We start from the raw sequence: 24,069 nt of genomic DNA, 5'->3' as shown, positions 1-24,069 counted from the left end.
CAGGCGCGCGCCTCGGAAACGCGGCCCGGAAACGCGGCCCCGGAAAGTCAGCCGTCCTCGCCGTCCCGGGCGCCCCTGGCACCCCGGGAGACCAGCCGCCGCAGCCGGAGCCGCAGCCGCCGGGCCTCCCCCCGGTCGATCCGGGGGTCCTGCGCCACCTCGTAGCGCTTCACATAGGTGGAGACGAACCCCTGGAGGGTCGCCGCCGCCGGGATGGCGATCACCGCGCCCACCGCGCCCAGCAGCGCGGCCCCCGCGATCACCGAACCGAACGCCACCGCCGGGTGCACCTCGACGGTCCGCGCCGTGATCCTCGGCTGGAGCAGGTAGTTCTCCACCTGCTGGTAGACGACCACGAAGGCCAGCACCCAGAGCGCGTCCACCGGCTCCACGGTGAGCGCCACCAGCATCGGCAGCGCCCCCGCGAGATAGGTGCCGATGGTCGGTACGAACTGGGAGACCACCCCCACCCAGATCGCCAGCGCCGCCGCGTAGGGGATGCCGATCAGGGTGAAGGCCACCCAGTGGCCGGCCGCCGAGAAGACCGCGAGCAGCGCCCGGGAGTAGAGGTAACCGCCGGTCTTGGCCAGCGCGATCTCCCAGGCCCGCAGCACCTCGGCCTGCTTGGCCGGCGGCAGCAGCGAGCAGACCGTACGCCGCACCCGGGGCCCGTCCGCCGTGAGGTAGAAGGTGAACAGCGCGATGGTGAAGAGCTGGAAGAGCCCGCCGAGCAGGGTGCTGGACAGCCCCCAGATGTTGTCGGCGGCCTGCTGCGCGTACTTCTCCGCATTGCCGGAGTCCTGGAGCACCCGCTTCTGCAACTGGTCCAGGGTCAGGTCGCTGTGGAAGGTGCTGTTGACCCAGCCGATCAGGTCGTTCAGCAGATGCGGCAGCTGCCGCGCCACCTGGCCGACCTGGTCGACCAGCAGCGTGCCCAGCGCGGTCAGGAACCCGCCCATGCAGACCAGCACGGCCAGGAAGACGATGAAGGTGCCTACCCCGCGCCGCACCCCACGGGCGGCCATCCGGTCCACCGCGGGCTCCATCGCCAGCGACAGGAAGAAGGAGACCAGCACCATCGTGAAGAGGCCGATCAGCTGGTGGAAGGCCCAGGTCGCGAACTGGAAGAGCCCGGCGAAGAGAAAGAGCAGCAGCAGCGCCCTGGGCAGCCAGCGCGGCATGGTGTCGCCCCACCGCGAGGGCCGCTCCGGCGCGGGAGCGGCGGGAGCGGGGGGAACGGGGGGAACGGCGGGGTCCGGGGTCGGGGTCTGCTGGGGTATTTCACTGCGAGCCACCGGCCCAGTGTCGCCGATGGCGCGATGCGGTCACGCAGGGGCCCGGCCCGGTACGGCCCCGCCGGCTCGGCTCAGCGGTGCGCGGCGGGCACCTCCATCGCCGCGCACACCGCGCGCCAGACGTCCTTGGCCTCCCAGCCGGCGTCCAGCGCCTGGTACACGGTGCGCCCGCCGAGTTCGGTCATCACATGGTCGCGGGCGAAGCTGTCCGCGTACGCCTCACCGAAGTGGGCGTTCATCCTCCGCCAGAACTCTGTCAGCCGCATGGCACCCAGTATCCCGCGCCCAGCCGACCGCCCGCCCACCCGCTCACCCGGTCGCCATCCGCACCAGCGCGGTGACCAGCACCGCCGCCCCGACCACCAGCAGGAACGGCGCCCGGAGCAGCACCGCGGTGCCCGCCGCCGCCAGTCCGGCCGCCTGGGCGTCCAGGACCAGGCCGTGCCCGTGCTGCGCCCCGAAGGTCTGGAGTACGGTCAGCGCCGCCAGCAGCGCCACCGGGGCCAGCGCGGCGAAGCGCCGTACGGCGGGGCGGTCCAGCAGCCCGGTCGGCACATTCAGGCCCAGCAGCTTCATCAGGTAGCAGCCGGCGGCGGTGGCGCCGATCGCGAGCCAGACGGTCATCGGGGGGCCTCCCCGCGCGGCGGGCCCGGAGCCGGAGCGCCCCCGCCACCAGCGGCACGGCCGCCAGCGCCAGCAGCACCGGGACCCCGGACGGCACCACAAAGGTCGCGCCCAGCGCCAGCGCCGCCCCGATGACGGCGACCGCGCGCTCGGCGCCGCCCTCCCGCAGCCGGGGTGCCAGCAGCGCCAGGAAGACGGCCGGACCGGCCGCGTCCAGGCCGTAGGCGGCGGGGTCGCCCAGCGCGTCGGCGCCGAGCGCTCCGGCCAGGGTGGTGAGGTTCCACAGGACGAAGAGGCAGAGCCCGGTGACGGTGAACCCCAGGCGGGCCGAGCGCCGGTCCGGCTGAGCCAGGGTCACCGCAGCGGTCTCATCGATCATCAGCTGCGCGGCGAACGGGCGCACCGCCCGGGGCAGCGCCAGCCGCTCGGAGAGCCGCAGGCCGTAGAAGGTGTTGCGCACCCCGAGGAAGAGCGCCCCGACGACCGCCGCCGCCGGTGCCGCCCCGGCGGCCAGCGCGCCGACCAGGGCGAACTGCGAGGCGCCGGTGAAGACCAGCAGGCTGAGGGCGCAGGTCTGCCAGACGGTCAGCTGCGCCGTCGCCCCGGCCACACCGAACGCCACCCCGGAGATGCCCACCGCGATCCCCACCCCCAGCGCGTCCCGGACGACGGCGGCGTCGGAGCGGGCGGGCGGCTCGGCGGTGGCTGCTGGTGGTCGTGTCGCTGCGGTCATGCGGCGATGCTCGCCGAAGGCCGGGGGGCGGGTCTTGTACATTCCTGCACGCCCCCGCCGGCCCGCCTCGGCCGCGCTCGCGGTGGTGGGCGCCCCCGGAAGTGCCAGGTCAGGTGGGCGCGAGCGGGACTCGGGCGGCGCAGGGACGAGGCACGCACGGGGCCCTGGACAGGCTGGGAACGAGCACGGGCGGAGTGGGGCAGGCACGGACGCCGGCACGACGGGGACGGGCGACTGGTCGACAGCACCAGCACCCCGGCCGCTACCCCCGGCCGCGTTCGCGGCGGTAGGCGCCCGGGGGGACGCCGACGATCCGGCGGAAGTGGCGGGTGAGGTGGGCCTGGTCGACAAAGCCGACCTCGGCGGCGGCGTGGGCGGGCGGCACCCCGGCGTCCAGCAGCAGCCGGGCGCGGCGGACCCGCTGCTGGTTGAGCCAGGTGTGCGGGGGCAGCCCATGGGCGTCGCGGAAGGCCCGGAGCAGCGGGAAGGGCCGGGTGCCGACGGCGGCGGCGAGCTCCTCCAGGGTGGGCGGCTCCGCCAGCCGGGTCTCCAGGATGTCGCGGGCCTGCCGTACGGTCCGCCGCCCGGTGGCCGGACCGGGGCCGGTCGGGGCGGGGCCGGCGTGGGCGCGCAGCAGCCGGGCGACGGTGAGGCGCAGCAGGGTGTCGGCGGCCAGTCCGTCGTCGCGCTCGGCGGCGCGGTGGATCTCGGCGACCATCCCGGCGAGCCGTGCGTCGGGGATGACGACTTCGGTGAACCCCGGCAGTCCCCGGCCCGGGGTGCCGATCTCCTCGGCGACGGCGGCCACCAGCCCGGCCTCGGGGTAGAGCACCCGGTAGCTCCAGCCGTCGGGGGCGCCGGAGTGGCCGGTGTGTACGACGTCGGGGTTGACCAGGGCGACGCTGCCCGCCCCGGCGCGTTCGGTGCTGCCCCGGTGGTGGAACTCCTCCACCCCTTCGGTGATCGCGGCGATGACATAGGTGTCGTGGGTGTGACGCCCGAAGGAGTGCCGGATGTAGCGGGCGGTGAGCAGGTCGACGCCGGGCAGCGCGGGGTGGGTCCAGTAGCGGGCGGTCTCCTCGGCCATACCGCCATCCTGCCTCCCCCGCCGTTCCGCCGTTCCACCGTTCCACCGGTCGGCCGGTCGGCCGGTCGGTCGGCCGGTCCGCCGGTCGGCGGGGAGTTGCCGGGTGCCCCTCCCCGCCGACGCGGTCTGCCGGGCTCAGCCGGTCCGGCCGCCCGCCGCGACCGGCTCGCCCTGCCCGGCGGGCGGCTCGCCCTCCCCGCGTACGGCCCACCCGCCGCCGGGGAGCCATACGCCGGGGACGGTCCCTCGCTGAGGCCGAACCGCTGGTGCAGCCGCCGCAGCGGCCCGGGTGCCCACCAGGCGGCGCGGCCGGTGAGCGCCAGCACGGCGGGCACCAGCAGGGTGCGGACCACCATGGCGTCCATCACCACCGCCAGCGCCACCCCGAGGCCCAGCATCTTGGTGTTGGCGATCCGCGAGGTCCCGATGGCGACCATCACCACGGCCAGGATGACGGCGGCGGCGGTGATCACGCCCCCGGTGTGCCGGATGCCCTGCACCACGGCGGCCCGGTGGTCACCGCCGTGGTGCAGCTCCTCCTTGATCCGGGAGAGCAGGAAGACGCCGTAGTCCATGGAGAGGCCGAAGGCCAGGCAGAACATCAGCACCGGCAGGGCGGTCTCGATGGTGCCGGTGGGGGTGAAGCCGAGCAGCCCGGAGAGGTGCCCGTCCTGGAAGACCCAGACCACGGCGCCGAGCATCGCGGTGAGGCTGAGCGCGTTGAGCAGCACGGCCTGCACCGGTACCAGGACGCTGCCGGTGAGCAGGAAGACCAGGACCAGGGTGGCCAGCACGATGATGCCGATCGCCCAGGGCAGGCCGCGCCCGATGGCGGACTGGGTGTCGACCAGCGCTGCGGCGGTGCCCGCCGTGTGGGTGGCGAAGGGGGCCGGGACGCCGCGCACGGCCCGGACCAGGTCCTCGCTCTCCCGCGAGACGTCCTCCACCGAGGGCACCACGGTGAGGTGGGAGGTCGGTCCGGCGGTGCGTACGGGCTGTGCGGGGCCGGTGCGGCGGCCTTCGGCGTACTGGCCGGCGGGGGCGTCCACCCGCAGGACACCGGGCAGGGCCGAGAGCTGCTGCGCATACCGGTCCAGCGCCGCCGCCTGCGGCTGCTCGGCGATCACCTCGATCACCCCGGCCGGGCTGCCGGCGAAGCCGTCCCGGATGTGCTGCTGGACGGCGTGGGCCTCCGAGGAGGCGGGCAGCTGGCGGTCGTCGCCGGAGCCGAAGTGGACCCGCAGGAAGGGTGTGCCGACCAGCACCAGCACCGCCAGGGTGCCGGCGGCGAAGAACGGGGCGCGGCGCATCGCCAGCCCGGCCAGCCGGGCCCAGCCGGCGCCCGGCTCCCGACCGGCCTCCCGACCGGACTGCCGACCGGACTGCCGCGCCGAGACGGCTCCAGGGCGGCGGCGTCGCAGCAGCCGCCGTACGTCCAGGGCGTCGACCCGCCGCCCGAGCACGGCCAGCAGCGCCGGAAGCACCACCAGGGCGGCGGCGCAGGCCAGCACCACCACGCTGATGCCCGCATAGGCCATCGACCGCAGGAAGTAGAGCGGGAAGACCAGCATCGCGGCCAGCGAGACGGCCACGGTCGCGGCGGAGAAGAGCACGGTGCGCCCGGCGGTGTCCAGGGTGGCGGCGATGGCGTCGCGGGTGTCCCGGCCGGCCGCGAGTTCCTCCCGGTAGCGGCGGACGATCAGCAGCGCGTAGTCGATGGCGAGGCCGAGGCCGAGCGCCGTGGTGAGGTTGAGGGCGAAGACGGAGACATCGGTGGTGGCGGCGAGGGCGCGCAGCACGGCATTGGTACCGAGGATGGCGATGATGCCGATGCCGATGGGCAGCAGGGCGGCGACCGCGCTGCCGAAGACCAGCACCAGGATCACCAGGGTGATCGGCAGCGCCACGGCCTCGGCACGGACCAGGTCCTCGCTGATGTAGTCCTGGAGTTCGTGCCGGATGGCGGTGGAGCCGCCGACCCGGACGTCCAGGGAGCCCTGCGGACCTCGGTAGTGGGGGGCGATCCGGGCCAGGGTGCGGTCGGAGTCGGTCTCGTCGCCGGCCAGCCGGGCGACCACCAGCGCCTGATGGCCGTCGCGGGCGCGCAGCGCCGGGCTGCGGGTGTCCCAGTAGGAGGTGACGCCGATGACGCCGGGTTCCCGGGCGAGCCGGGCGGCGAACGCCCGGCCGTCGCGGGCGGCGGCCGGGTCGTCCACGCCGTGCGGAGCGTCGGCCAGCAGCACCAGGTCGGGGCGGGAGCCGGGGAACTCGCGGTCGAGCACGGTGGTGGCGTACGAGGAGTCCGCGTCCGGGTCGTTGTAGCCGCCGCCGCGCAGGCTGTCGGCGACCCCGCCGCCGAGCACCACCGCAGCGGCCAGGAAGGCGACCGTGGCGGCGAGCAGCAGCCGTGGCCGGGCGGTGGCGAACCGCGCCAGGGCGGGAAAGAGGCCGCGCGCGGGTGCGGCGGCGGGTGGTCGTTGCGGCATGTCGGATCCCCCTGGACGGGTCGGTGGAGGCAGGGCTGCGCCGGGCATGGGTCGGATGCGGGCAGCCGCCGTGGAGGCGACAGAAACACGAGCCATCGCTCGCATTCCCGGCAGCTGGAGATTACGAGCAATGGCTCGCATAAGTCAACGGGCATAGGATCCGGCCGACAGGCCCAAGGGAAGGGAGTACGGCAGATGGCGACCCAGGAGACGGAGCAGGCGCAGACCCGGCCGCCCAGAAAGCGGCAGGCCCGAGGCGAGCGGCGGATGGCCGAGCTGCTGGACGCCGCCGGGCAGGTCTTCGCCGAGTGCGGCTACTCCGCCACCACCACCAATGCCATCGCCGCCCGCGCCGGGGTCTCCCCCGGCACGCTCTACCAGTACTTCCCCAACAAGGACGCCATCGCGGACGCCCTCGGCGAGCGGTTCGCCGAGAAGGCCCGGGCCACCCAGCGCGCCCTGGAGGACCCGGAGCTGCCCGGCCTGGAGCTGCGGGAGGTCCTCGACCGGGTGGTGGACTCCGCGGTGGACTTCAACTGCGCCGAGCCGGCCTTCCACGTCCTGCTGACGGGCCCGGACACCCCCTGCTGGATCACCGAGGCGCATGGGCCGCTGCACACGGCGATACTGGACCGCGTCACCGCGCTACTCGCCGGCCGCGCCCCCGGGCTGCCGGAAGCGCGGCTCAGGCGCTCGGCGCTGGTCGCGGTGCAGATCTTCAAGGGGCTGCTGCCGCTGGTCCTGGCCGCCGAGGGCGCGGAGGAGGAGCAGCAGGCCCTGGTCGCCGAGCTGAAGCAGGCGCTGCACGGCTATCTGCTGCCGGTGGTGGAGGCCGGAGCGGCGGACAGCCCGACCACCGTGACCACCCCCGCGCCGAAGTAGCGCGGATCGGCGCAGAGCCCCGCCCCCGGCGCGCAGCGCCCGCGCCGCGCCGCCCCGGTCAGCACCGCCCGCAGCCGGTCCGACCCGTACTCCGGGTGGGCGGCGGCGGCCAGCGCCACCGCGCCGGTGACATGCGCCGCCGCCATCGAGGTACCGGCCAGCGCCGCATAGCGCCCGCCGGGCCAGTCCGAGACCACCGCGCGGGCGGCGCCCCCGCCCGGGTCGCCGCCCGGCGCGGCGAGCACGATCCGGTCGCCGCCGTAGTTGGAGTAGCCGGCCAGCGCCCCCGAGCGCTCCACCGCGCTCACCGAGACCACCCCCGGCAGCTCGGCGGGCAGCCGGATGCACTCGGCGCCCAGTGTGCGGACCGGCGGCGGGGAGGCGGACGTCCGGTCGTTGGGGCTGCGGCCGTCGGTACGGGACGCTCCCAGGTCCTGGGCGTCATTGCCGGCCGAGGCCACCACCACGGCGCCGCGCTCGCGTGCGTAGCGCACCGCGCGCCCCACCGCCGCGACGACCGCCGCCTGGTCGCGGTTGTCCGGGCAGTTGTACTTCCAGGGGTCGGAGAAGTAGCTGTCATTGATCGCCCGGGCTCCGTGGTCGGCCGCCCAGAGCAGCCCGCAGACGATGTTCTCCGGGTAGTACTGGCCCAGCGGCCCCAGCAGCCGCACGGCCGCGATCCGCACCCCCGGCGCCACGCCGACCACGCCGTCGCCGTCCCGGGCCGCGCCGATGATCCCCGCGACATGGGTGCCATGGCCGCTCTCGGCGATGGCGGGGTCGGGCCGCCAGGCGCCGAACCGGGGATCGGGGCGCCCGTCGGCGCAGGAGGCGGAGCGGTCCGGGTCTACCGCCTCGCGGAGGTCGGGGTGGGAGTCGTCCACGCCGGAGTCGAGGACCGCCACCACCACCCGGCGCAGCGCCTCGCGCTCCCGGTCGGGGCCGCCGCCGATCCCGCTGAACAGCGCGGCACCGCTCTCCCCCGGCCCCGCGTCGGCGCCGATCATCCGCAGGTTCCAGGCGGACCGCTCACGGGGGTCGGGCACGGTCGGGGTGTCGTCGGCGGCGGGCAGCCGGTCGACCCGTCCGCCGACCGGCTGCCCGCCGACGGCTGCGGGGGCCGTGTCATGCGGCCCCGCCGGGCGGCCGTACGCCCGGAAGCCGCCCCCGTCGGCCGGCGGCCCGGGGAGCGTGAAGACCGGAGCGGTGCGGCCGGCGCCCGCCTCGGCGATGCCGGGCCGGACACGCAGCCGTTCGGCGAAGGACCGGGCGGCGGAGTACGCCAGGACCACCCCGATCTGCGGGTACTCCTGCACCACCACGCCGCCGGCGGCCGTCACCTCGCGGGCGGCGAGTGCGGCGCCCGCCGCGTCGACGCGCTCGGCGACCACCAGATAGCCGAGGTAGGCGCGGCCGGGTCCTCCCGCGTACGGGACGGCCCCGCCGAGCAGCAGGGCGGCCAGCGACAGCACGGCGAGGCAGCGGATCAGCAGGGGCGTGCGGCCACGGCTCGGGACCTGCTGCACCGCACCTCCACCCACCCAGCGTCGGCAGCCTGCGGACGATCACAGGTCTCTTCATACGATATGAGTGGTTTCTTCCGTATGCCCTGCTCTGCTGCACCGGACGCGCGACCCCCGCTGCCCCACTCCCGCTGGCCCACTCCCGCTGCCCCAGCCCCGCTGCCCCACCCCTGCTGTCAGTGGCGCGCGGCACCATGGGGGCATGGCACCACGCACCGCCCCCGACCCGCAGCCCGACCCCGCAGCGCCCGGCGACCCGCTGGCCGGGTTCTCCCCCGCGACCCGGGCCTGGTTCAGTGGTGCCTTCCCCGCGCCCACCGCCGCCCAGGCCGGCGCCTGGCAGGCCATCGGCGAGGGCTCCGACGTCCTGGTGGTCGCGCCCACGGGGTCCGGCAAGACCCTGGCCGCCTTCCTCGCCGCACTCGACCGCCTCGCCACCACCCCGCCGCCCGCCGACGCCAGGCGGCGCTGCCGGGTCCTCTATGTCTCACCGATGAAGGCGCTGGCCGTCGACGTGGAGCGCAATCTGCGCGCCCCCCTCACCGGCCTGCGGCAGACCTCGGTACGGCTCGGCCTGCCCGAGCCCGACGTACAGGTCGCCATCCGCTCCGGCGACACCCCGCCCGCCGAGCGGCGCCGCTTCACCACCCACCCGCCGGACATCCTGATCACCACCCCCGAATCGCTCTTCCTGCTGCTCACCTCCGCCGCCCGGGAGGCGCTGCGCGGGGTGGAGACGGTGATCCTGGACGAGGTGCACGCGGTCGCCGGTACCAAGCGCGGCGCCCACCTCGCCCTCACCCTGGAGCGGCTGGACCAGCTGCTGGAGCGCCCCGCCCGGCGGATCGGGCTCTCCGCCACCGTGCGGCCGGTGGACGAGGTGGCCCGGTTCCTGAGTCCGCAGCGCAAGGTGACCGTGGTGCAGCCGCCCTCCGCCAAGGAGTTCGACCTCTCCGTGGTGGTCCCGGTGGAGGACCTGGGCGAGCTCTCCGGCGGCCTGCCCCAGGACCAGGGCGGCCCGCCCCAACAGGGCGGAGGAGCGTCCATCTGGCCCCATGTCGAGGAGCGGGTCACCGACCTGGTGCAGCAGCACCGCTCCACCATCGTCTTCGCCAACTCCCGGCGGCTCGCCGAGCGGCTCTGCAACCGGCTCAATGAGATCGCCCAGGAGCGCGCCACCGGCGAGGCGCAGCCCGGGGCCGGAGCAGGAGCAGGAGCCGGTGCCGGGGCCGACCGGGCAGCGCCCCCGGTGCTCGCCCGCGCCCACCACGGCTCGGTCTCCAAGGAGCAGCGCGCCGCCGTCGAGGAGCAGCTCAAGGCCGGGCTGCTGCCCGCCGTGGTCGCCACCTCCAGCCTGGAGCTGGGCATCGACATGGGCGCCGTCGACCTGGTGGTCCAGGTCGAGTCGCCGCCCTCGGTGGCCTCCGGGCTCCAGCGGGTCGGCCGCGCCGGACACCAGGTCGGCGCGGTCTCCACCGGCGTGGTCTTCCCCAAGTACCGGGGCGACCTGGTGCAGGCCGCCGTGGTCACCGAGCGGATGCGCCAGGGCCGGATCGAGTCCCTGCGCATCCCGCGGAACCCGCTGGACGTCCTCGCCCAGCAGATCGTCGCCATCACCGCCATGGACACCTGGGACGCCGACGAGCTGCTGGCCCTGGTCCGCCGGGCGGCGCCGTTCGCCGCGCTGCCGCAGTCCGCGTACGAGGCGGTGCTGGACATGCTGGCCGGGCGCTACCCCTCCGACGCCTTCGCCGAGCTGCGCCCCCGGCTGGTCTGGGACCGGGTGGCGTCCACGCTCACCGGCCGCCCCGGCGCACAGCGGCTCGCGGTCACCTCCGGCGGCACCATCCCCGACCGGGGCCTCTTCGGGGTCTTCCTGGCCGGCGCCGCCGCGCCCGACGCCAAGCGGAAGGGCGGCGGAAGGGTCGGCGAGCTGGACGAGGAGATGGTCTACGAGTCACGCGTCGGCGATGTCTTCACGCTGGGCACCACCTCCTGGCGGATCGAGGACATCACCCACGACCGGGTCCTGGTCTCCCCCGCCCCCGGCATCCCCGGCAAGCTGCCGTTCTGGCACGGCGACGCGCTGGGCCGCCCGCTGGAGCTGGGCCGCGCCGTCGGCGCCTTCCTCCGCGAGATCGGCGGCCTGGCACCGGACGCCGCCCGTGAGCGGCTGCTCGCCGCCGGGCTGGACGCATGGGCCGCCGACAATGTGCTCTCCTACCTCACCGAGCAGCGCCAGGCATGCGGCCACATCCCCGACGACCGCACCGTGGTGGTGGAGCGCTTCCGCGACGAGCTGGGCGACTGGCGGATCGCCGTGCACTCCCCCTTCGGCGCCCAGGTGCACGCCCCCTGGGCGCTGGCGCTGGGGGCCAGGCTGCGCGAGCGCTATGGGCTGGACGCCCAGGTGATGCACGCCGACGACGGCATCGTGCTGCGGCTGCCCGACGCCGACCTGATGGACTTCCCCCCGGACGGCGACCTCCCCGACCCGTTCACGGAACTGCCCGCACCCCCCGCCGACGAGGCGCCGCTGGGCGCCGACGCCGCCGTCTTCGACCCCGGCGAGGTGGAGCAGTTGGTCACCGAGCAGGTCGGCGGCTCGGCGCTGTTCGCCTCCCGGTTCCGCGAGTGCGCCGCCCGCGCCCTGCTGCTGCCGCGCCGCAGCCCGGGCCGCCGCACCCCGCTGTGGCAGCAGCGCCAGCGGGCCTCCCAACTGCTCCAGGTGGCATCCGAGTTCGGCTCCTTCCCGATCGTGCTGGAGGCCGTCCGCGAATGCCTCCAGGACGTCTTCGACGTCCCCGGTCTGGTCGAGCTGATGCGCGACATCGAGACCCGCAGGGTCCGGCTGGTCGAGGTCACCACCCCCGAGCCGTCCCCCTTCGCCCGCTCACTGCTCTTCGGCTATGTCGCCCAGTTCCTGTACGAGGGCGACTCACCGCTGGCCGAGCGGCGTGCCTCCGCACTCTCGCTGGACTCCCGGCTGCTCGCCGAACTGCTCGGCCAGGCAGAGCTGCGGGAACTACTCGACCCCGACGTCCTCGCCGAGCTGGAGGCCGAGCTCCAGCGGCTCGCCCCCGACCGCCGGATCAAGGACGCCGAGGCCCTCGCCGACGCCCTGCGGCTGCTCGGCCCGCTCACCACCGCCGAACTGGCCGAGCGGGGCGCCGAGGCCGACTGGGCCACCGCCCTGGAGGCGGCCCGCCGCGCCATCCGGGTACGCATCGCCGGAGAGGAGCGCTGGGCCGCCATCGAGGACGCCGGGCGGCTGCGGGACGCGCTGGGCACCCCGCTGCCGGTCGGCATCCCGGAGGCGTTCACCGAGCCGGTCAAGGACCCGCTGGGCGACCTGCTCGCCCGCCACGCCCGCACCCACGGCCCGTTCACCGCCGCCGACGCCGCCGCCCGCTACGGCCTCGGCACCGCCGTGGTCACCGGGGCTCTGCACCGGCTGGCCGCCACCGGCCGGATCGTGCAGGGCGAGTTCCGCCCCGGCGGCAGCGGCACCGAGTGGTGCGACAGCGAGGTACTGCGCCGACTGCGCCGCCGCTCGCTGGCCGCCCTGCGCCATGAGGTCGAGCCGGTGCCGCCCCGCTCCCTCGCCGCCTTCCTCCCCCAGTGGCAGCACATCGGCCCCGGTCGGCTGCGCGGCATCGACGGGCTGGTCCGCGCGGTGGAACAGCTCCAGGGCGCCCCGGTGCCCGCCTCCGCCCTGGAGAAGCTGGTGCTGCCCACCCGGATGCTCGACTACGCCCCCGCGATGCTGGACGAGCTCACCGCCGCCGGCGAGGTGGTCTGGTCCGGCGCCGGAGCCCTGCCCGGCAAGGACGGCTGGGTCTCGCTCTACCTCGCCGACGCCGCGCCCCTGCTGCTCCCCGAGCCGCTGCCGCTGGAGACCACCCCCGTCCACCGCGCGCTGCTGGACGCCCTGGCGGGCGGCTACGGCCTCTTCTTTCGCCAGCTCGCCGACCGCGCGGCGGCCACCGCGACCGCCGCCGGAGCGCCGCCGCCGTCCGATCCGGACCTGGCCGACGCGCTCTGGGACCTCGCCTGGGCCGGGTATGCCACCAATGACACCCTGAGCCCCATGCGGGCCCTGCTGGGCTCCGGCCGCACCGCCGGGTCCACCGCCCACCGGGCACCGCGCGCCGTCCCGCGCGGGCGGATCGGCGGCGCCGGCCGCGCCTTCGGCGGCCGGGCCGGGCGGACCTCCCGTACCGGGCCGCCCACCACCGCCGGCCGCTGGTCGCTGCTTCCCGAGCGGATCGGCGACCCCACCCTGCGCGCCACCGCGCTCGCCCAGACCCTGCTCGACCGGCACGGCGTGGTCACCCGGGGCGCGGTCGCCGCCGAGCGGGTGCCCGGGGGCTTCGCCGCCGCCTACCGGGTGCTCGCCGCCTTCGAGGAGAACGGCCGCACCCGGCGCGGCTATGTGGTGGACGGGCTGGGCGCCGCCCAGTTCGCCACCGACGGCGCGATCGACCGGCTGCGGGCCGTCCACAGCGCCCTGGAGCGCACTCCCGCCCCGGCAGCGGCAGCTGGGCGGCCGGGGCGCCCCCGCAGAGCGGCCACCCTGCCCACCTCACCCACCCCGCCCGCCCCGACGACCGCTCCCGGGCCCTGGTGCTGGCCGCCGCCGACCCCGCCAACGCCTATGGCGCGGCCCTCCCCTGGCCCGATCCGCCCGGCGCCTCCGGCACGCAGAACGCCAAGTCGGCCCACAAGCCCGGCCGAAAGGCGGGCGCCCTGGTGGTCCTGGTCGACGGCGAGCTGGCGCTCTATGTGGAGCGCGGCGGCAAATCCCTGCTCGCCTGGACCGACCACGCGGAACAGCTGCAACGCGCCACCGACGCCCTGGCCCTGGCGGTCCAGGAGGGCGCGCTGGGCAAGGTCACCGTGGAGCGGGCCAACGGCGAAGCCGCGCTCACCTCCCCCCTCGGCCGCGCCCTGGAGGCATCCGGCTTCCACCCCACCCCCCGTGGCCTCCGGCTCCGCAACTGACCCTCGATCAGTCCCCTCCCGACGCACCGTCAACTCGCCGCCGCCATCAGCCGAACGCGCTGGACCAGGGCGCACGCGGCATCATGGACCTGTGCCCGAAGGCGACACCCTCTTCCTCACCGCCACCCGGCTCCGCGAGGCGCTCGCGGGCCGGGCGCTGACCGTGACCGACCTGCGGGTGCCCCGACTGGCCACCGTGGACCTCACCGGCCGGCAGGTGACCGAGGTCTTCCCCCGGGGCAAGCATCTGCTGATCCGCATCGAGGACGGCTGGACCCTCCACACCCATCTGCGGATGGAAGGCCGCTGGCAGGTCTACCGCGCCGGGGAGCGCTGGCGCGGCGGCCCCGACTGGCAGGTCAGGGCCGTCCTCGGCAACGCCGACCACACCGCCGTCGGCTACCGCCTGCCCGTCCTGGAACTGCTCCGCACCGAGGACGAGCCGCAGGCGGTCGGCCATCTGGGCCCGGACCTGCTCGGCCCGGACTGGGATCCGGACGAGGCGCTGCGCCGCCTGCGGGCACAGCCCGACCGACCGGTGGGCGACGCGCTGCTGGACCAGCGGGTCATGGCCGGGATCGGCAATGTCTACCGGTGCGAGCTCTGCTTTCTGCGCGGGGTCACCCCGTGGACGCCGGTGGGCGAGGTGGCCCGGCCCGAGCGGCTGGTCGACCTGGCACACCGGGCGCTGGACGCCAACAAGCTGCGGCACGGCCACATCACCACCGGTGACACCCGGCCCGGCCGGCAGCACTGGGTCTACGGCCGCGCGGGGCGCCCCTGCCTGCGCTGCGGCACCCCGGTCGCCGTCGCCGAGCGGACCGACCCCTCGCAGGAACGGGTCACCTACTGGTGTCCCGCCTGCCAGCGGGGCCCGTCCCCGGCCCCGCAGCAGCCGACCCGGTCGACCCGGCCGGGGCCTCCGCGCCGCTGAACCCCGAGTCTCTGGGCCCCGCGCCGCCGAACCCCGAGTCTCTGGGCCCCGCGCCGCCGACCGGCCGGAGCGGCCCACGGAAGCGCCGGTCCGGGCCGGTGCGCCGCCGGTTGCAGTGCACGGGCAGCAGGCTCAGGCTCCAGCCGCCGCCCGCCAGCGCCGCCAGGGCGACCCCCGCCGCCTCGGGGTGTACGGCGCCGCTCAGCAGCGCCCACCAGCAGAGCGCCGATCCGGCGGCCGAGGCGGCCCAGACAGCCGGCCGGCGCCGGGAAACTCGGCGGGGAACACGGTGGGGCACTCGAAGGAGCACTCGGCGGGACAGCGGGAGTCGGCACATGGAACCGCCTCCTTGGGCCTTCCGCAGGGCCGGTCGTGGAACACGGGTGGGAGATCCGGGCCGGTGCACACCTCGGCGGCCGCACCCCTACCGCGGTGCGGCCGCCGTCGGCCGGGCTCAGCTCAGCTCATGTTCTCCACCTGGAACATCCAGGCTTCCTTTTCAAGCTCGGCGGCAAGGCCGATGAAGAGATCCTGACTGACCGGATCCGGCTTCTCGGTGGCCGCGATGCGCTCGCGCATCCGGCCGATCACCGCGTTGAACGCCTCCACCAGCGCCTGGACCACATCGGTGTCCCGCACCCAGCCCGAGGGGAAGTCGGGCAGGCCGCTGGTCTTGGCGACGGTGGCGGCCCGGCCGTCCGGATTGACCCCGATCGCGGCGGCCCGCTCGGCCACCGTGTCGGCGTAGTTGCGGGCCGTGCTGACGACCTCGTCCAGCTGCAGATGGATGGAGCGGAAACGCGGACCGATCAGATTCCAGTGGGCCTGCTTGGCAACCAGGGAGAGATCCAGCAGATCCACCAGTGCGCTCTGGAGGGCATTGCCGGTGATCTCGCGGTCACTGTCGGAGAGCGGGCTCTTGACGACGGTCATCTCTGGGTGGCTCCTCCCGCCCCGAGCGGCACCCGGCCGCCCCGGGCAACCGGGGATTCGATCGCACCCGCCGGAGCTGGCACTCCGGCGCGGCAACGGGCTCCTGCCCACGATCCGGTGGAGCAATCGGGCAGGGCCCGCGCGAACCCCGGTCAGGCGGCGACCACGTCGACGGCTGCTGCCTGGGCGGTCTTCTGCGTGATGGAACTCATCCGGTCGGCAGCGGGGCCGGGGACGGGGACGGGCTCCAGCACCGGCCGCACCGGCTCGCCGGCGGCCAGCTCCGCGAGCGACAGCTCGTCGCTCACCTCGCGCATGACCTCCGACATACGGACGTCCAGCGCGTCGCAGATGGCGGAGAGCAGCTCGGAGGATGCCTCCTTCTGCCCACGCTCGACCTCGGACAGGTACCCGAGCGACACCCGTGCTGCGGCGGACACCTCGCGGAGGGTACGGCCCTGACGCTGGCGCTGCCGACGCAGCACGTCACCCAGTAGGCGACGGAGCAGGATCATCGGTGGCTCCCTCCTCGGACCGCGGATCGAGACGTCACGTCCCCACCGTACCGCCTTGCCCGCTTCACGTGCGGGGACCATGGTCGTGTTCACTCTGGGCTGTACGCATGGTCCCTCCCCTGTGGTTCCCGGTATGGACGGGTGTCCGTCGTCCCGGGCGGATGGGTCTACTGCTGGGTTCAACTGCCGGATTCCGCTGCCGGATTCCGCCACTGGATTCCGCTACTGGGCTTCTTCCCGGTGGTACCGCCGGAACTAACCCCTCCCCCGGCTGCGGCGGTCGGCCGCAGCTGGTCGCGGAGCAGCTCCAGGGCAGCGGTCACCGTCTTGCGTCGGATTGTGGCACGCTCCCCCGACAGCCGGGGCGAACTGACCGCACTTCCCTCAGGTCCGACCACGGCGATATACACCGTGCCCACGGGTTTCCCGTCCTGGGGCTCGGGTCCGGCCACTCCGGTGGTGGCCACTCCGTAGACGGCGCCCATCAGCCGCCGCACGCCCTCCGCCATCTGCAAGGCGACCTCGGGGTGGACGGCGCCCTCGGCGGCCAGCAGTTCGGCGTCCACCCCCAGCACCGACGCCTTGAGGTCGGTGGCATAGGCGGTCACCGAGCCCCGGAAGGTGGCGGAGGCACCCGGGGCGTCCACCAGCTCGGCGGCCAGCAGACCGCCGGTGAGCGACTCCGCCACCGCGACCGTGGAACCGGCCGCGCGCATGGCGTCATGCAGCCGCCGAGCCAGGCCGGGGGCCGTGGCATCGCGCTCGGTCGCGGCGGAAGGGGTGCCCATGGGTCCGATCATGCCCCGGTGCGGGCCCTGGCAAGCCCGGCCCGGCGCAGCCGCACCGCCTGGCGGACGTAGTCCGCGCCGGTGCCCACGGTGAGCAGCACGGCCGCGCCCATCAGCACCGCCCGCGCGGTCGCCAGCCAGCCGGTGAGTTCCAGCACATACATGCCGACGGCGATGCCCTGGGTGAGCGTCTTGACCTTGCCGCCGCGACTGGCCGGAATCACCCCGTGCCTGATCACCCAGAAGCGCATCAGGGTGATGCCCAGCTCGCGGGCGAGGATCACGGCCGTGACCCACCAGGGCAGGTCGCCGAGGGCGGAGAGGCCGATCAGCGCCGCTCCCATGATCGCCTTGTCGGCGATCGGGTCGGCGATCTTGCCGAAGTCGGTCACCAGCCCCTTGCGGCGGGCCAGCTCTCCGTCGAAGAGGTCGGTGATCATGGCGATGGCGAAGGACGCCCAGGCCACCGACCGCCACTTGGGGTCGTGGCCGCCGGCGGCGAAGAGCAGCGCGGTGAAGACCGGCACCAGCAGCAGCCGCACCATGGTGAGCAGATTGGCCACATTCCAGATGTCCGGTGGCGGCTCGGCGCGCTCCACCGGGCGGACGGCCTCCGCCGGCGGGGCGGTCGCGGGCGCATGGTGCTCGGCCAGTGCCTCCGCGGCCACCTCGCCCAGGCGGGCGCCTCTGCCGCCGCTCTCCGATGCTCCGGTCACGCCTCCGCCCCCTGACGGCCTTCGACCGGCTGACGGCCTTCGACTGGCTGACGGCCTTCGACCGGCTCGGCCACCAGGTCGACGCCCTCGGTGGCGACCACCCGGGCGCGGACGAACTGTCCGGGCTTGGCGTCCACCGCGCCGAGCAGCGTGGTCAGGCCGTCCGTCTCCGGGGCCTGGTGGGCCGCCCGGCCCTCCACCACGCCGTCCTCCAGGGACTCCACCAGCACCTCGACCTCGCTGCCGATCCGCTCCTCGGCCCGCTGCGCGGTCATCTCCTCGGCCAGCCGGGTCAGCCGCGCCAGCCGCTCGGCCACCTCGTCGTCGGGCAGCTTGCCGTCGTAGCCCGCCGCCTCGGTGCCGTCCTCGTCGGAGTACCCGAAGACGCCGATGGCGTCCAGCCGGGCGTGGGTGAGGAAGCGCTCCAGCTCCGCCAGGTCGGCCTCGGTCTCGCCGGGGAAGCCGACGATGAAGTTGGACCGGGCGCCGGCCTCGGGCGCCTTGCCCCGGATGGTCTCCAGCAGTTCCAGGAAGCGGTCGGTGTCGCCGAACCGGCGCATCCGGCGCAGCACGGCGGGCGCGGAGTGCTGGAAGGAGAGGTCGAAGTAGGGCACCACGCCCGGGGTGCCGGTCATCACGTCGATCAGGCCGGGCCGCATCTCGGCGGGCTGGAGGTAGCTGACCCGTACCCGCTCGATGCCGTCCACGGCGGCCAGCTCGGGCAGCAGGGTCTCCAGCAGCCGGATGTCGCCGAGGTCCTTGCCGTACGAGGTGTTGTTCTCGCTGACCAGCATGACCTCGCGGACGCCCTGCTCGGCGAGCCAGCGGGTCTCGGAGAGCACATCGGCGGGGCGGCGGGAGAGGAAGGAGCCCCGGAAGGCCGGGATGGCGCAGAAGGAGCAGCGGCGGTCGCAGCCGGAGGCGAGCTTCACCGAGGCCACCGGGGAGTCGTCCAGCCGCCGCCGCAGCGTGCGCGGCCCGGACGCCGGAGCCACCCCGGCCGGCAGGTCGGCCAGGTCCACGCTCGCCTCCGGACCCGCCTCCGGGCGGTCGGACCCGGTGGCGGTCCCATGCCCCGGTACGGCGACCTCGGCGGCGGCGGTCTGGCGCTCGACCGGGGTCAGCGGCAGCAGCTTGCGGCGGTCGCGGGGGGCGTGCGAGGTGTGCTGCCCGCCGGAGAGGATGGTCTGGAGGCGGTCGGCGATGTCGGCGTAGTCGTCGAAACCGAGCACGGCGTCGGCCTCGGGCAGCGCCTCGGCGAGCTCCTTGCCGTAGCGCTCGGCCATGCAGCCGACCGCGACGACGGCCTGGGTGCGGCCGTGGCCCTTGAGGTCGTTGGCCTCCAGCAGGGCGTCCACGGAGTCCTTCTTGGCGGCCTCGACAAAGCCGCAGGTGTTGACGACGGCGACGTCGGCGTCGGCGGCGTCCTGGACGAGCTGCCAGCCGTCGGCCTCCAGCCGCCCGGCGAGTTCCTCGGAATCGACCTCGTTGCGGGCGCATCCGAGCGTGACAAGGGCGACAGTGCGGCGTTCTGGCATGCGGCAAGATTAACGCGCGGCCCCCGGGGGTGTGTCTCCGGAGGCCGCGCAGCCGCTACAGGGGCGGTGGGGGGTGGTGGGCTAGGCGGCCTCGGGGTCGCCCGGGGTGTAGGTGAGCCTGACCACCTGGCCCTCCTCACCGGCCGGGCCGAGGTCCTTGCCGTTGACGTACAGGTGGACGGCGCCCGCGTTGCCCAGCACCAGCCTGATCCGCTTGGGGTCGGTGAAGGTCTGGTTCTCGCCGGACTGGAGGTTCTTCTGGAAGAGCGTGTTGCCCTGGCTGTCCATGGCCGAAACCCAGCTGTCACCGTCCTGGGCGACCAGCTTCACGGTCACCTTGTCGGCCGGCGCAGCCGCGATCGGGGACTCGGTGCGCTGGGTGGCGGGCGGCGTGGGCCGCACCGTGACCGGCGCGGAGGACTTCCGGCTCGGCAGCGGTGTGGAGGCTGCCTTCTCGGTGGCCGGCTGGTTCTTGCCGTTGACCAGGTTGAAGCCGATCAGGGCCACCACCGCGACGATGGCGGCGATCATGGCCGCCGTCCAGTTGGGCCGCCGCCGCTCGGTCCGGATGCGCTCCGCCTCGAAGATCTGCACCGGCCGGGCCGAGGCGGGGTCGCCGCCGTGCGCGGCGTCGTACCGGGCCACCAGCGCGTCGCCGTCCACGCCGACCGCCTTGGCGATGGCCCGGATGTGGCCGCGCGCGTAGAAGTCGCCTCCGCAGCGGCTGTAGTCGTCCTCCTCGATCGCGTGCACTATCGGCACCCGGACCCGGGTGGCGGCGCTGACCTGGTCCACGGTCAGCGCGGCGTCGATCCGGGCGGACGCCAGGATCCGGCCGATGGTGGGGAGCGGAGTGGCGGTGGGCACGGCCTCGGCAGGCGGCTGGAAGGTGGCCGGGACCGGCGGTCTGTGCCGCCCGACCGCAGAGGACCCGGACCTGGTCGGAGTGGAGCCGGGCGAGGCGGTGTCGGACCGGCGGTTGTCGCCGAGTGGGGACTTGCCGATGGTCACTGGGGCGCCTTTCGAGCGTTGGCCACCTGCTGGAATATCAGTCTAGAGGGGGTGGGAAAGCCTTTATCAAGCCGGGCGGGACCGAATGCGCAGAGGCCGCGCGGCAACCCGTGCCGGGGCCGCCCGACAGGTCGTCCCAGACCGTGGACGCAGTGCGCCCGCCGATCGGTTCCCCATCCCGCGAACGAGTTCGCGGGTCCGAGGTCACCCCCTCAGTTCAAGGAGGACCGCATCCAGTTCGTCCGGTTTGATGAGCACGTCGCGGGCCTTGGAACCCTCGCTGGGGCCGACGATCCCGCGCGACTCCATCAGATCCATCAGCCTGCCCGCCTTGGCGAATCCCACACGCAGTTTGCGTTGCAGCATCGAGGTCGACCCGAACTGGGTGGAGACCACCAGCTCCGCCGCCTGGCAGAGCAGGTCCAGGTCGTCGCCGATCTCCTCGTCGATCTCCTTCTTCTGCCCCGAGCCCACGGTGACGTCCTCGCGGTAAGCGGGCGTCAACTGGTTCTTGCAGTGGTTCACCACCGCCGCGATCTCGGCCTCGGTGACAAAGGCCCCCTGCATCCGGATCGGCTTGCCCGCGCCCATCGGCAGGAAGAGCGCGTCGCCCTTGCCGATCAGCTTCTCCGCGCCGGGCTGGTCCAGGATGACCCGGGAGTCGGCCAGTGAGGAGGTGGCGAAGGCCAGCCGGGAGGGGACATTGGCCTTGATCAGGCCGGTCACCACGTCCACCGACGGCCGCTGGGTGGCCAGCACCAGGTGGATGCCGGCGGCGCGGGCCAGCTGGGTGATGCGGACCACGGAGTCCTCGACGTCCCGGGGGGCGACCATCATCAGGTCGGCCAGCTCGTCCACGATCACCAGCAGGTACGGATAGGGCGCCAGCTCCCGTTCGGAGCCGGCCGGCGGCTGCACCCGCCCGGCCCGTACCGCCGCGTTGAAGTCGTCCACATGGCGGAATCCGAAGGCGGCCAGGTCGTCATAGCGCAGGTCCATCTCGCGGACCACCCACTGCAGCGCCTCGGCGGCCTTCTTGGGGTTGGTGATGATCGGCGTGATCAGGTGCGGGATGCCCTCGTACGCGGTGAGCTCCACCCGCTTGGGGTCGACCAGCACCATCCTCACCTCGTCCGGGGTGGCCCGGGCCAGTACCGAGGTGATCAGGCAGTTGACACAGGACGACTTGCCCGCGCCGGTGGCACCCGCGACCAGGATGTGCGGCATCTTGGCGAGGTTGGCCATCACGGTGTGGCCCTCGACGTCCTTGCCCATCCCGACCAGCATCGGGTGGCCGTCCTCGGCGGCGGCACGGGAGCGCAGCAGGTCGCCGAGGCTGACCATCTCGCGGTCCCGGTTGGGGATCTCGATGCCCACGGCGGACTTGCCCGGGATGGGGCTGATGATCCGCACATCCGGGCTGGCCACCGCGTAGGCGATGTTCTTGGCGAGCGCGGTGATCCGCTCCACCTTCACCGCCTGGCCGAGCTCCACCTCATAGCGGGTGACGGTCGGGCCACGGGTGAAGCCGGTGACGGCGGCGTCCACCTTGAACTCCGCGAAGACGCCGCTGAGCTGGGCCACCACATCGTCGTTGACCTTGCTGCGGGCCTTGGCCGGGCCGCCGCGCTCCAGCAGGTCCAGCGAGGGCAGCGCATAGGTGATGTCCCCGGAGAGCTGGAGCTGCTCCATCCGCACCGGGGCCGGGTCGGCCTCGCCGGTCCCGCTGCGGGCAGCGGGCACCGCCGGCTCCTCGGGCGGCGCGGTGCGGTCCACCACCTTGGGGACCATGCCGGCCACCTTGGGGACCATGTCGGCCACCTTGGGGACCATGTCGGCCAGCGTGGAGGACCCGGGCACCCCGAACTCCACGGCGCCCTGGAGGTCCGCCGCCACGCCCCGGGCCAGGTCGCGGGTGGCGAACGGGCCGTCGTCGGCCGGGTCGAGCTGCCTGCGGCGGCTGCGGCGGCGCTTGACCGGTGCGGCCTGGCCGTCCGTCTCCACCGTGTACGGCACGGCGTCCGGGTCGGCGTCCTCCGGAGGCTCGGTGGAGTGCACCCGCTCCATCGGCTCCCCGCCCGTGCCGTCCACCGGGTCGGTCCGCTCCAGTACGCCGAGCCGCCGGCCCAGCATCGCCACCCGCTCCGGGATCTTGTTGACCGGGGTGGCGGTGACCACCAGCAGGCCGAAGAAGGCGACCAGCAGCAGCAGCGGTACGGCCAGCGCCGGACCGGCGGCGGCCATCATCGGCCGGGAGGCGGCCCAGCCGATGATGCCGCCGGCCTGCCGGATCCGGGTGGCGCCGGTCTGCATGGCCGGGGCACCGCAGCCGATGTGCACCAGGCCGAGCACACCGACGGTCAGCGCGCCCAGGCCGATGACGATCCGCCCGTTGGCCTCCGGGCGCTCCGGATGGCGCAGCAGCCGCCAGGCGATCCCGGCCAGCGGCACCGCCACCAGGACGTCCAAGCGGCCGAAGGCGCCGCTGACCACGGCGGTGGCGGCGACGCCCAGCCAGCCCTGCGGGCTGAACCAGGTACCGGCCGCGGTCACCAGCGCCAGGCCGAGCAGCAGCAGCCCGAGGCCGTCCCGGCGGTGCGCGGGGTGGAGGCCCTTGGCGCCGTCGCCGAAGCCGCGGAAGACCGCGCCGACGGCATGCGCGAGGCCGAGCCAGCAGGCCCGCACCAGGCGGAAGAGTATGGGCCTCGGCGGCGGCGACGGTGGGGGCGGCGGGGCCGCCTTCTTCGCCGGGGCCTTCCGAGGGGCCTTCTTGGCCGGAGGCTTGGCCGCCTCCTTGCCCGCCGCTCCGGATCCACCCTTCTTCGGCGACCCGGAGGAAGGGGTGCGCGGGGCGCTTCCGGACGTACGTGTGGCCATGGTCAGAGGGTACCGGCGGTGCCACCCGGGGAACATGTGCCCGGCCGTGGCCCGGGGGGCGTGTCGCGCCCGCCCGCGGCGGACCGCACCACACCCGAACGGGTGTCACCCATCTGGCGTAGCAGGACCCCCTGAGGGACGGTCAGCCCTCGCCGGGAAAGGAGGACCCGGCGGTGCCGGAGCCCGGCTCCAGGGCGTCCAGGGCCCGCCGCAGACCGGCCAGCTTGCGCTCCAGGTGGGCGGCGGTGGCGGCGGCCGCGGTGTCCGCCGACTCGTCAAGCTGCTTGGTGAGCGCCTCGGCCTGCTCCTCCACGGCGGCCAGCCGGGCGGACAGCTCGGCCAGCAGGCCGCCGTTGACCGGCTCCTTGCGGGCCGCCTCGCCGTCGCCGAGCGGCTGCCCCGACTCCAGTTGCAGGCGCAGCAGCGCCGCCTGCTCCTTGAGCTGGCAGTTCTTCATATAGAGCTCGACGAAGACCGAGACCTTGGCCCGCAGCACCCAGGGGTCGAACGGCTTGGAGATGTAGTCCACGGCGCCGGCCGCATAGCCCCGGAAGGTGTGGTGCGGGCCGTGGTTGATGGCGGTGAGGAAGATGATCGGGATGTCCCGGGTGCGCTCGCGGCGCTTGATGTGGGCGGCGGTCTCGAAGCCGTCCATACCGGGCATCTGGACATCCAGCAGGATGACCGCGAAGTCGTCGGTCAGCAGCGCCTTGAGCGCTTCCTCCCCGGACGATGCCCGCACCAGGGTCTGGTCGAGCGCCGAGAGGATCGCCTCCAGCGCCAGCAGATTCTCCGGCCGGTCATCGACCAGGAGGATCTTGGCCTTCTGCACCATGGCCCGTCCTCCTCGTCCCGGAAGTGTCCCGGGCGCCGCCCCCACGGGCGGCACCTGTGCGCCGCCTGCCCTCGTGCCGGTCATGGTAGTCGCACCTTTTCGTCCGCCACAGCACGTCGTCGCATTGTCACGTCGTCGCATGGTCACGTCACTGCTTGGTCACGTCACTGCATGGTCGCGTCGTCGCATGGTCACGTCGTCGCGCCGTCGCGACATGCCGTCCCCTACCGGATGCACCCGGCACCTTCTGGCAACGCCGAGCGACCCTATCCGGTTCCCGTCCCGGGC

General features: G+C 74.5%; 15 protein-coding genes and 2 pseudogenes. 2 read left to right on the top strand and 15 right to left on the bottom strand.

Annotated features, from left to right (window positions below):
* Window positions 1-47: 47 nt before the first annotated feature.
* The 6 genes and pseudogenes from C7M71_RS22275 to C7M71_RS22250 all read right to left on the bottom strand — a co-directional run.
* Window positions 48-1,181 (bottom strand): AI-2E family transporter, encoded by a 1,134-nt coding sequence (locus C7M71_RS22275; RefSeq protein WP_111493942.1) that lies wholly within the window; start codon window positions 1,179-1,181, stop codon window positions 48-50.
* Between the two features lie 185 nt (window positions 1,182-1,366).
* Window positions 1,367-1,561 (bottom strand): DUF3046 domain-containing protein, encoded by a 195-nt coding sequence (locus tag C7M71_RS22270; protein ID WP_111493940.1) that lies wholly within the window; start codon window positions 1,559-1,561, stop codon window positions 1,367-1,369.
* Window positions 1,562-1,604: 43 nt separating this feature from the next.
* Window positions 1,605-1,919: an AzlD domain-containing protein gene (locus tag C7M71_RS31155; protein WP_111493938.1), complete on the bottom strand. Its 315-nt coding sequence runs from the start codon at window positions 1,917-1,919 to the stop codon at window positions 1,605-1,607.
* Window positions 1,920-2,172: 253 nt separating this feature from the next.
* Window positions 2,173-2,556 (bottom strand): annotated as a pseudogene (locus C7M71_RS32030) (AzlC family ABC transporter permease); the annotation flags it as partial.
* Window positions 2,557-2,914: 358 nt separating this feature from the next.
* Window positions 2,915-3,739 (bottom strand): AraC family transcriptional regulator, encoded by an 825-nt coding sequence (locus C7M71_RS22255; protein ID WP_111493936.1) that lies wholly within the window; start codon window positions 3,737-3,739, stop codon window positions 2,915-2,917.
* 128 nt (window positions 3,740-3,867) lie between these two features.
* Window positions 3,868-6,225 (bottom strand): annotated as a pseudogene (locus C7M71_RS22250) (MMPL family transporter); the annotation flags it as partial.
* Between the two features lie 195 nt (window positions 6,226-6,420).
* On the opposite strand from C7M71_RS22250, the gene C7M71_RS32725 reads away from it, so the two are divergent.
* Complete coding sequence (locus C7M71_RS32725) at window positions 6,421-7,107, top strand: TetR/AcrR family transcriptional regulator (RefSeq protein ID WP_111495150.1); 687 nt, start codon at window positions 6,421-6,423, stop codon at window positions 7,105-7,107.
* Here C7M71_RS32725 and C7M71_RS22240 read toward each other — a convergent pair.
* On the bottom strand, window positions 7,035-8,633 hold the full coding sequence (locus tag C7M71_RS22240; protein WP_175607721.1) for a S8 family peptidase: 1,599 nt from the start codon (window positions 8,631-8,633) through the stop codon (window positions 7,035-7,037). The genes C7M71_RS32725 and C7M71_RS22240 overlap by 73 nt on opposite strands.
* A gap of 199 nt (window positions 8,634-8,832) precedes the next feature.
* On the opposite strand from C7M71_RS22240, the gene C7M71_RS22235 reads away from it, so the two are divergent.
* Window positions 8,833-14,568 carry an ATP-dependent helicase gene (locus tag C7M71_RS22235; RefSeq protein ID WP_407675933.1) on the top strand — a complete coding sequence of 1,912 codons (5,736 nt, stop codon included), beginning with the start codon at window positions 8,833-8,835 and terminating at the stop codon, window positions 14,566-14,568.
* A gap of 459 nt (window positions 14,569-15,027) precedes the next feature.
* Here C7M71_RS22235 and C7M71_RS22225 read toward each other — a convergent pair whose 3' ends face one another.
* The 8 genes from C7M71_RS22225 to C7M71_RS22190 all read right to left on the bottom strand — a co-directional run bounded on the left by C7M71_RS22225 (window position 15,028) and on the right by C7M71_RS22190 (window position 23,781).
* Window positions 15,028-15,501: a Dps family protein gene (locus C7M71_RS22225; RefSeq protein WP_111492726.1), complete on the bottom strand. Its 474-nt coding sequence runs from the start codon at window positions 15,499-15,501 to the stop codon at window positions 15,028-15,030.
* A 152-nt stretch (window positions 15,502-15,653) separates the two neighbouring features.
* Entirely contained in the window at window positions 15,654-16,016 is a 363-nt protein-coding gene (locus C7M71_RS22220) for a helix-turn-helix domain-containing protein (protein ID WP_111492725.1), read from the bottom strand.
* 179 nt (window positions 16,017-16,195) lie between these two features.
* Entirely contained in the window at window positions 16,196-16,804 is a 609-nt protein-coding gene (locus tag C7M71_RS22215) for a CinA family protein (protein ID WP_111492724.1), read from the bottom strand.
* A gap of 8 nt (window positions 16,805-16,812) precedes the next feature.
* Window positions 16,813-17,481: a CDP-diacylglycerol--glycerol-3-phosphate 3-phosphatidyltransferase gene (gene pgsA / locus C7M71_RS22210; protein WP_407675997.1), complete on the bottom strand. Its 669-nt coding sequence runs from the start codon at window positions 17,479-17,481 to the stop codon at window positions 16,813-16,815.
* Window positions 17,482-17,516: 35 nt separating this feature from the next.
* Window positions 17,517-19,058, bottom strand: coding sequence for a 30S ribosomal protein S12 methylthiotransferase RimO (rimO, locus tag C7M71_RS22205; protein WP_111492722.1), 1,542 nt, complete (start codon window positions 19,056-19,058; stop codon window positions 17,517-17,519).
* An 81-nt stretch (window positions 19,059-19,139) separates the two neighbouring features.
* Entirely contained in the window at window positions 19,140-20,069 is a 930-nt protein-coding gene (locus C7M71_RS22200; protein ID WP_407675932.1) for a helix-turn-helix domain-containing protein, read from the bottom strand.
* A 204-nt stretch (window positions 20,070-20,273) separates the two neighbouring features.
* The gene (locus tag C7M71_RS22195) at window positions 20,274-22,946 is read right to left on the bottom strand and encodes a DNA translocase FtsK (RefSeq protein WP_111492721.1); all 2,673 of its coding nucleotides are present in this window, start codon (window positions 22,944-22,946) and stop codon (window positions 20,274-20,276) included.
* A gap of 142 nt (window positions 22,947-23,088) precedes the next feature.
* Window positions 23,089-23,781, bottom strand: coding sequence for a response regulator (locus tag C7M71_RS22190; protein WP_111492720.1), 693 nt, complete (start codon window positions 23,779-23,781; stop codon window positions 23,089-23,091).
* Between the last annotated feature and the right edge of the window lie 288 nt (window positions 23,782-24,069).

Source organism: Peterkaempfera bronchialis (assembly GCF_003258605.2).
Taxonomy (GTDB): Bacteria; Actinomycetota; Actinomycetes; order Streptomycetales; family Streptomycetaceae; genus Peterkaempfera; species Peterkaempfera bronchialis.
Note: the sequence above shows the minus strand (reverse complement) of the source record. Positions and strands in the feature narration are given on the sequence as shown.

Bases quoted from the DNA above. Each gene is read 5' to 3' on its own strand.
- C7M71_RS22275 (WP_111493942.1), bottom strand. From the start codon at position 1,181: ATGCCGCGCTGGCTGCCCAGGGCGCTGCTGCTGCTCTTTCTCTTCGCC.
- C7M71_RS22270 (WP_111493940.1), bottom strand. From the start codon at position 1,561: ATGCGGCTGACAGAGTTCTGGCGGAGGATGAACGCCCACTTCGGTGAG.
- C7M71_RS31155 (WP_111493938.1), bottom strand. From the start codon at position 1,919: ATGACCGTCTGGCTCGCGATCGGCGCCACCGCCGCCGGCTGCTACCTG.
- C7M71_RS22255 (WP_111493936.1), bottom strand. From the start codon at position 3,739: ATGGCCGAGGAGACCGCCCGCTACTGGACCCACCCCGCGCTGCCCGGC.
- C7M71_RS32725 (WP_111495150.1), top strand. From the start codon at position 6,421: ATGGCGACCCAGGAGACGGAGCAGGCGCAGACCCGGCCGCCCAGAAAG.
- C7M71_RS22235 (WP_407675933.1), top strand. From the start codon at position 8,833: ATGGCACCACGCACCGCCCCCGACCCGCAGCCCGACCCCGCAGCGCCC.
- C7M71_RS22225 (WP_111492726.1), bottom strand. From the start codon at position 15,501: ATGACCGTCGTCAAGAGCCCGCTCTCCGACAGTGACCGCGAGATCACC.
- C7M71_RS22220 (WP_111492725.1), bottom strand. From the start codon at position 16,016: ATGATCCTGCTCCGTCGCCTACTGGGTGACGTGCTGCGTCGGCAGCGC.
- C7M71_RS22215 (WP_111492724.1), bottom strand. From the start codon at position 16,804: ATGGGCACCCCTTCCGCCGCGACCGAGCGCGATGCCACGGCCCCCGGC.
- rimO (WP_111492722.1), bottom strand. From the start codon at position 19,058: ATGCCAGAACGCCGCACTGTCGCCCTTGTCACGCTCGGATGCGCCCGC.
- C7M71_RS22195 (WP_111492721.1), bottom strand. From the start codon at position 22,946: ATGGCCACACGTACGTCCGGAAGCGCCCCGCGCACCCCTTCCTCCGGG.
- C7M71_RS22190 (WP_111492720.1), bottom strand. From the start codon at position 23,781: ATGGTGCAGAAGGCCAAGATCCTCCTGGTCGATGACCGGCCGGAGAAT.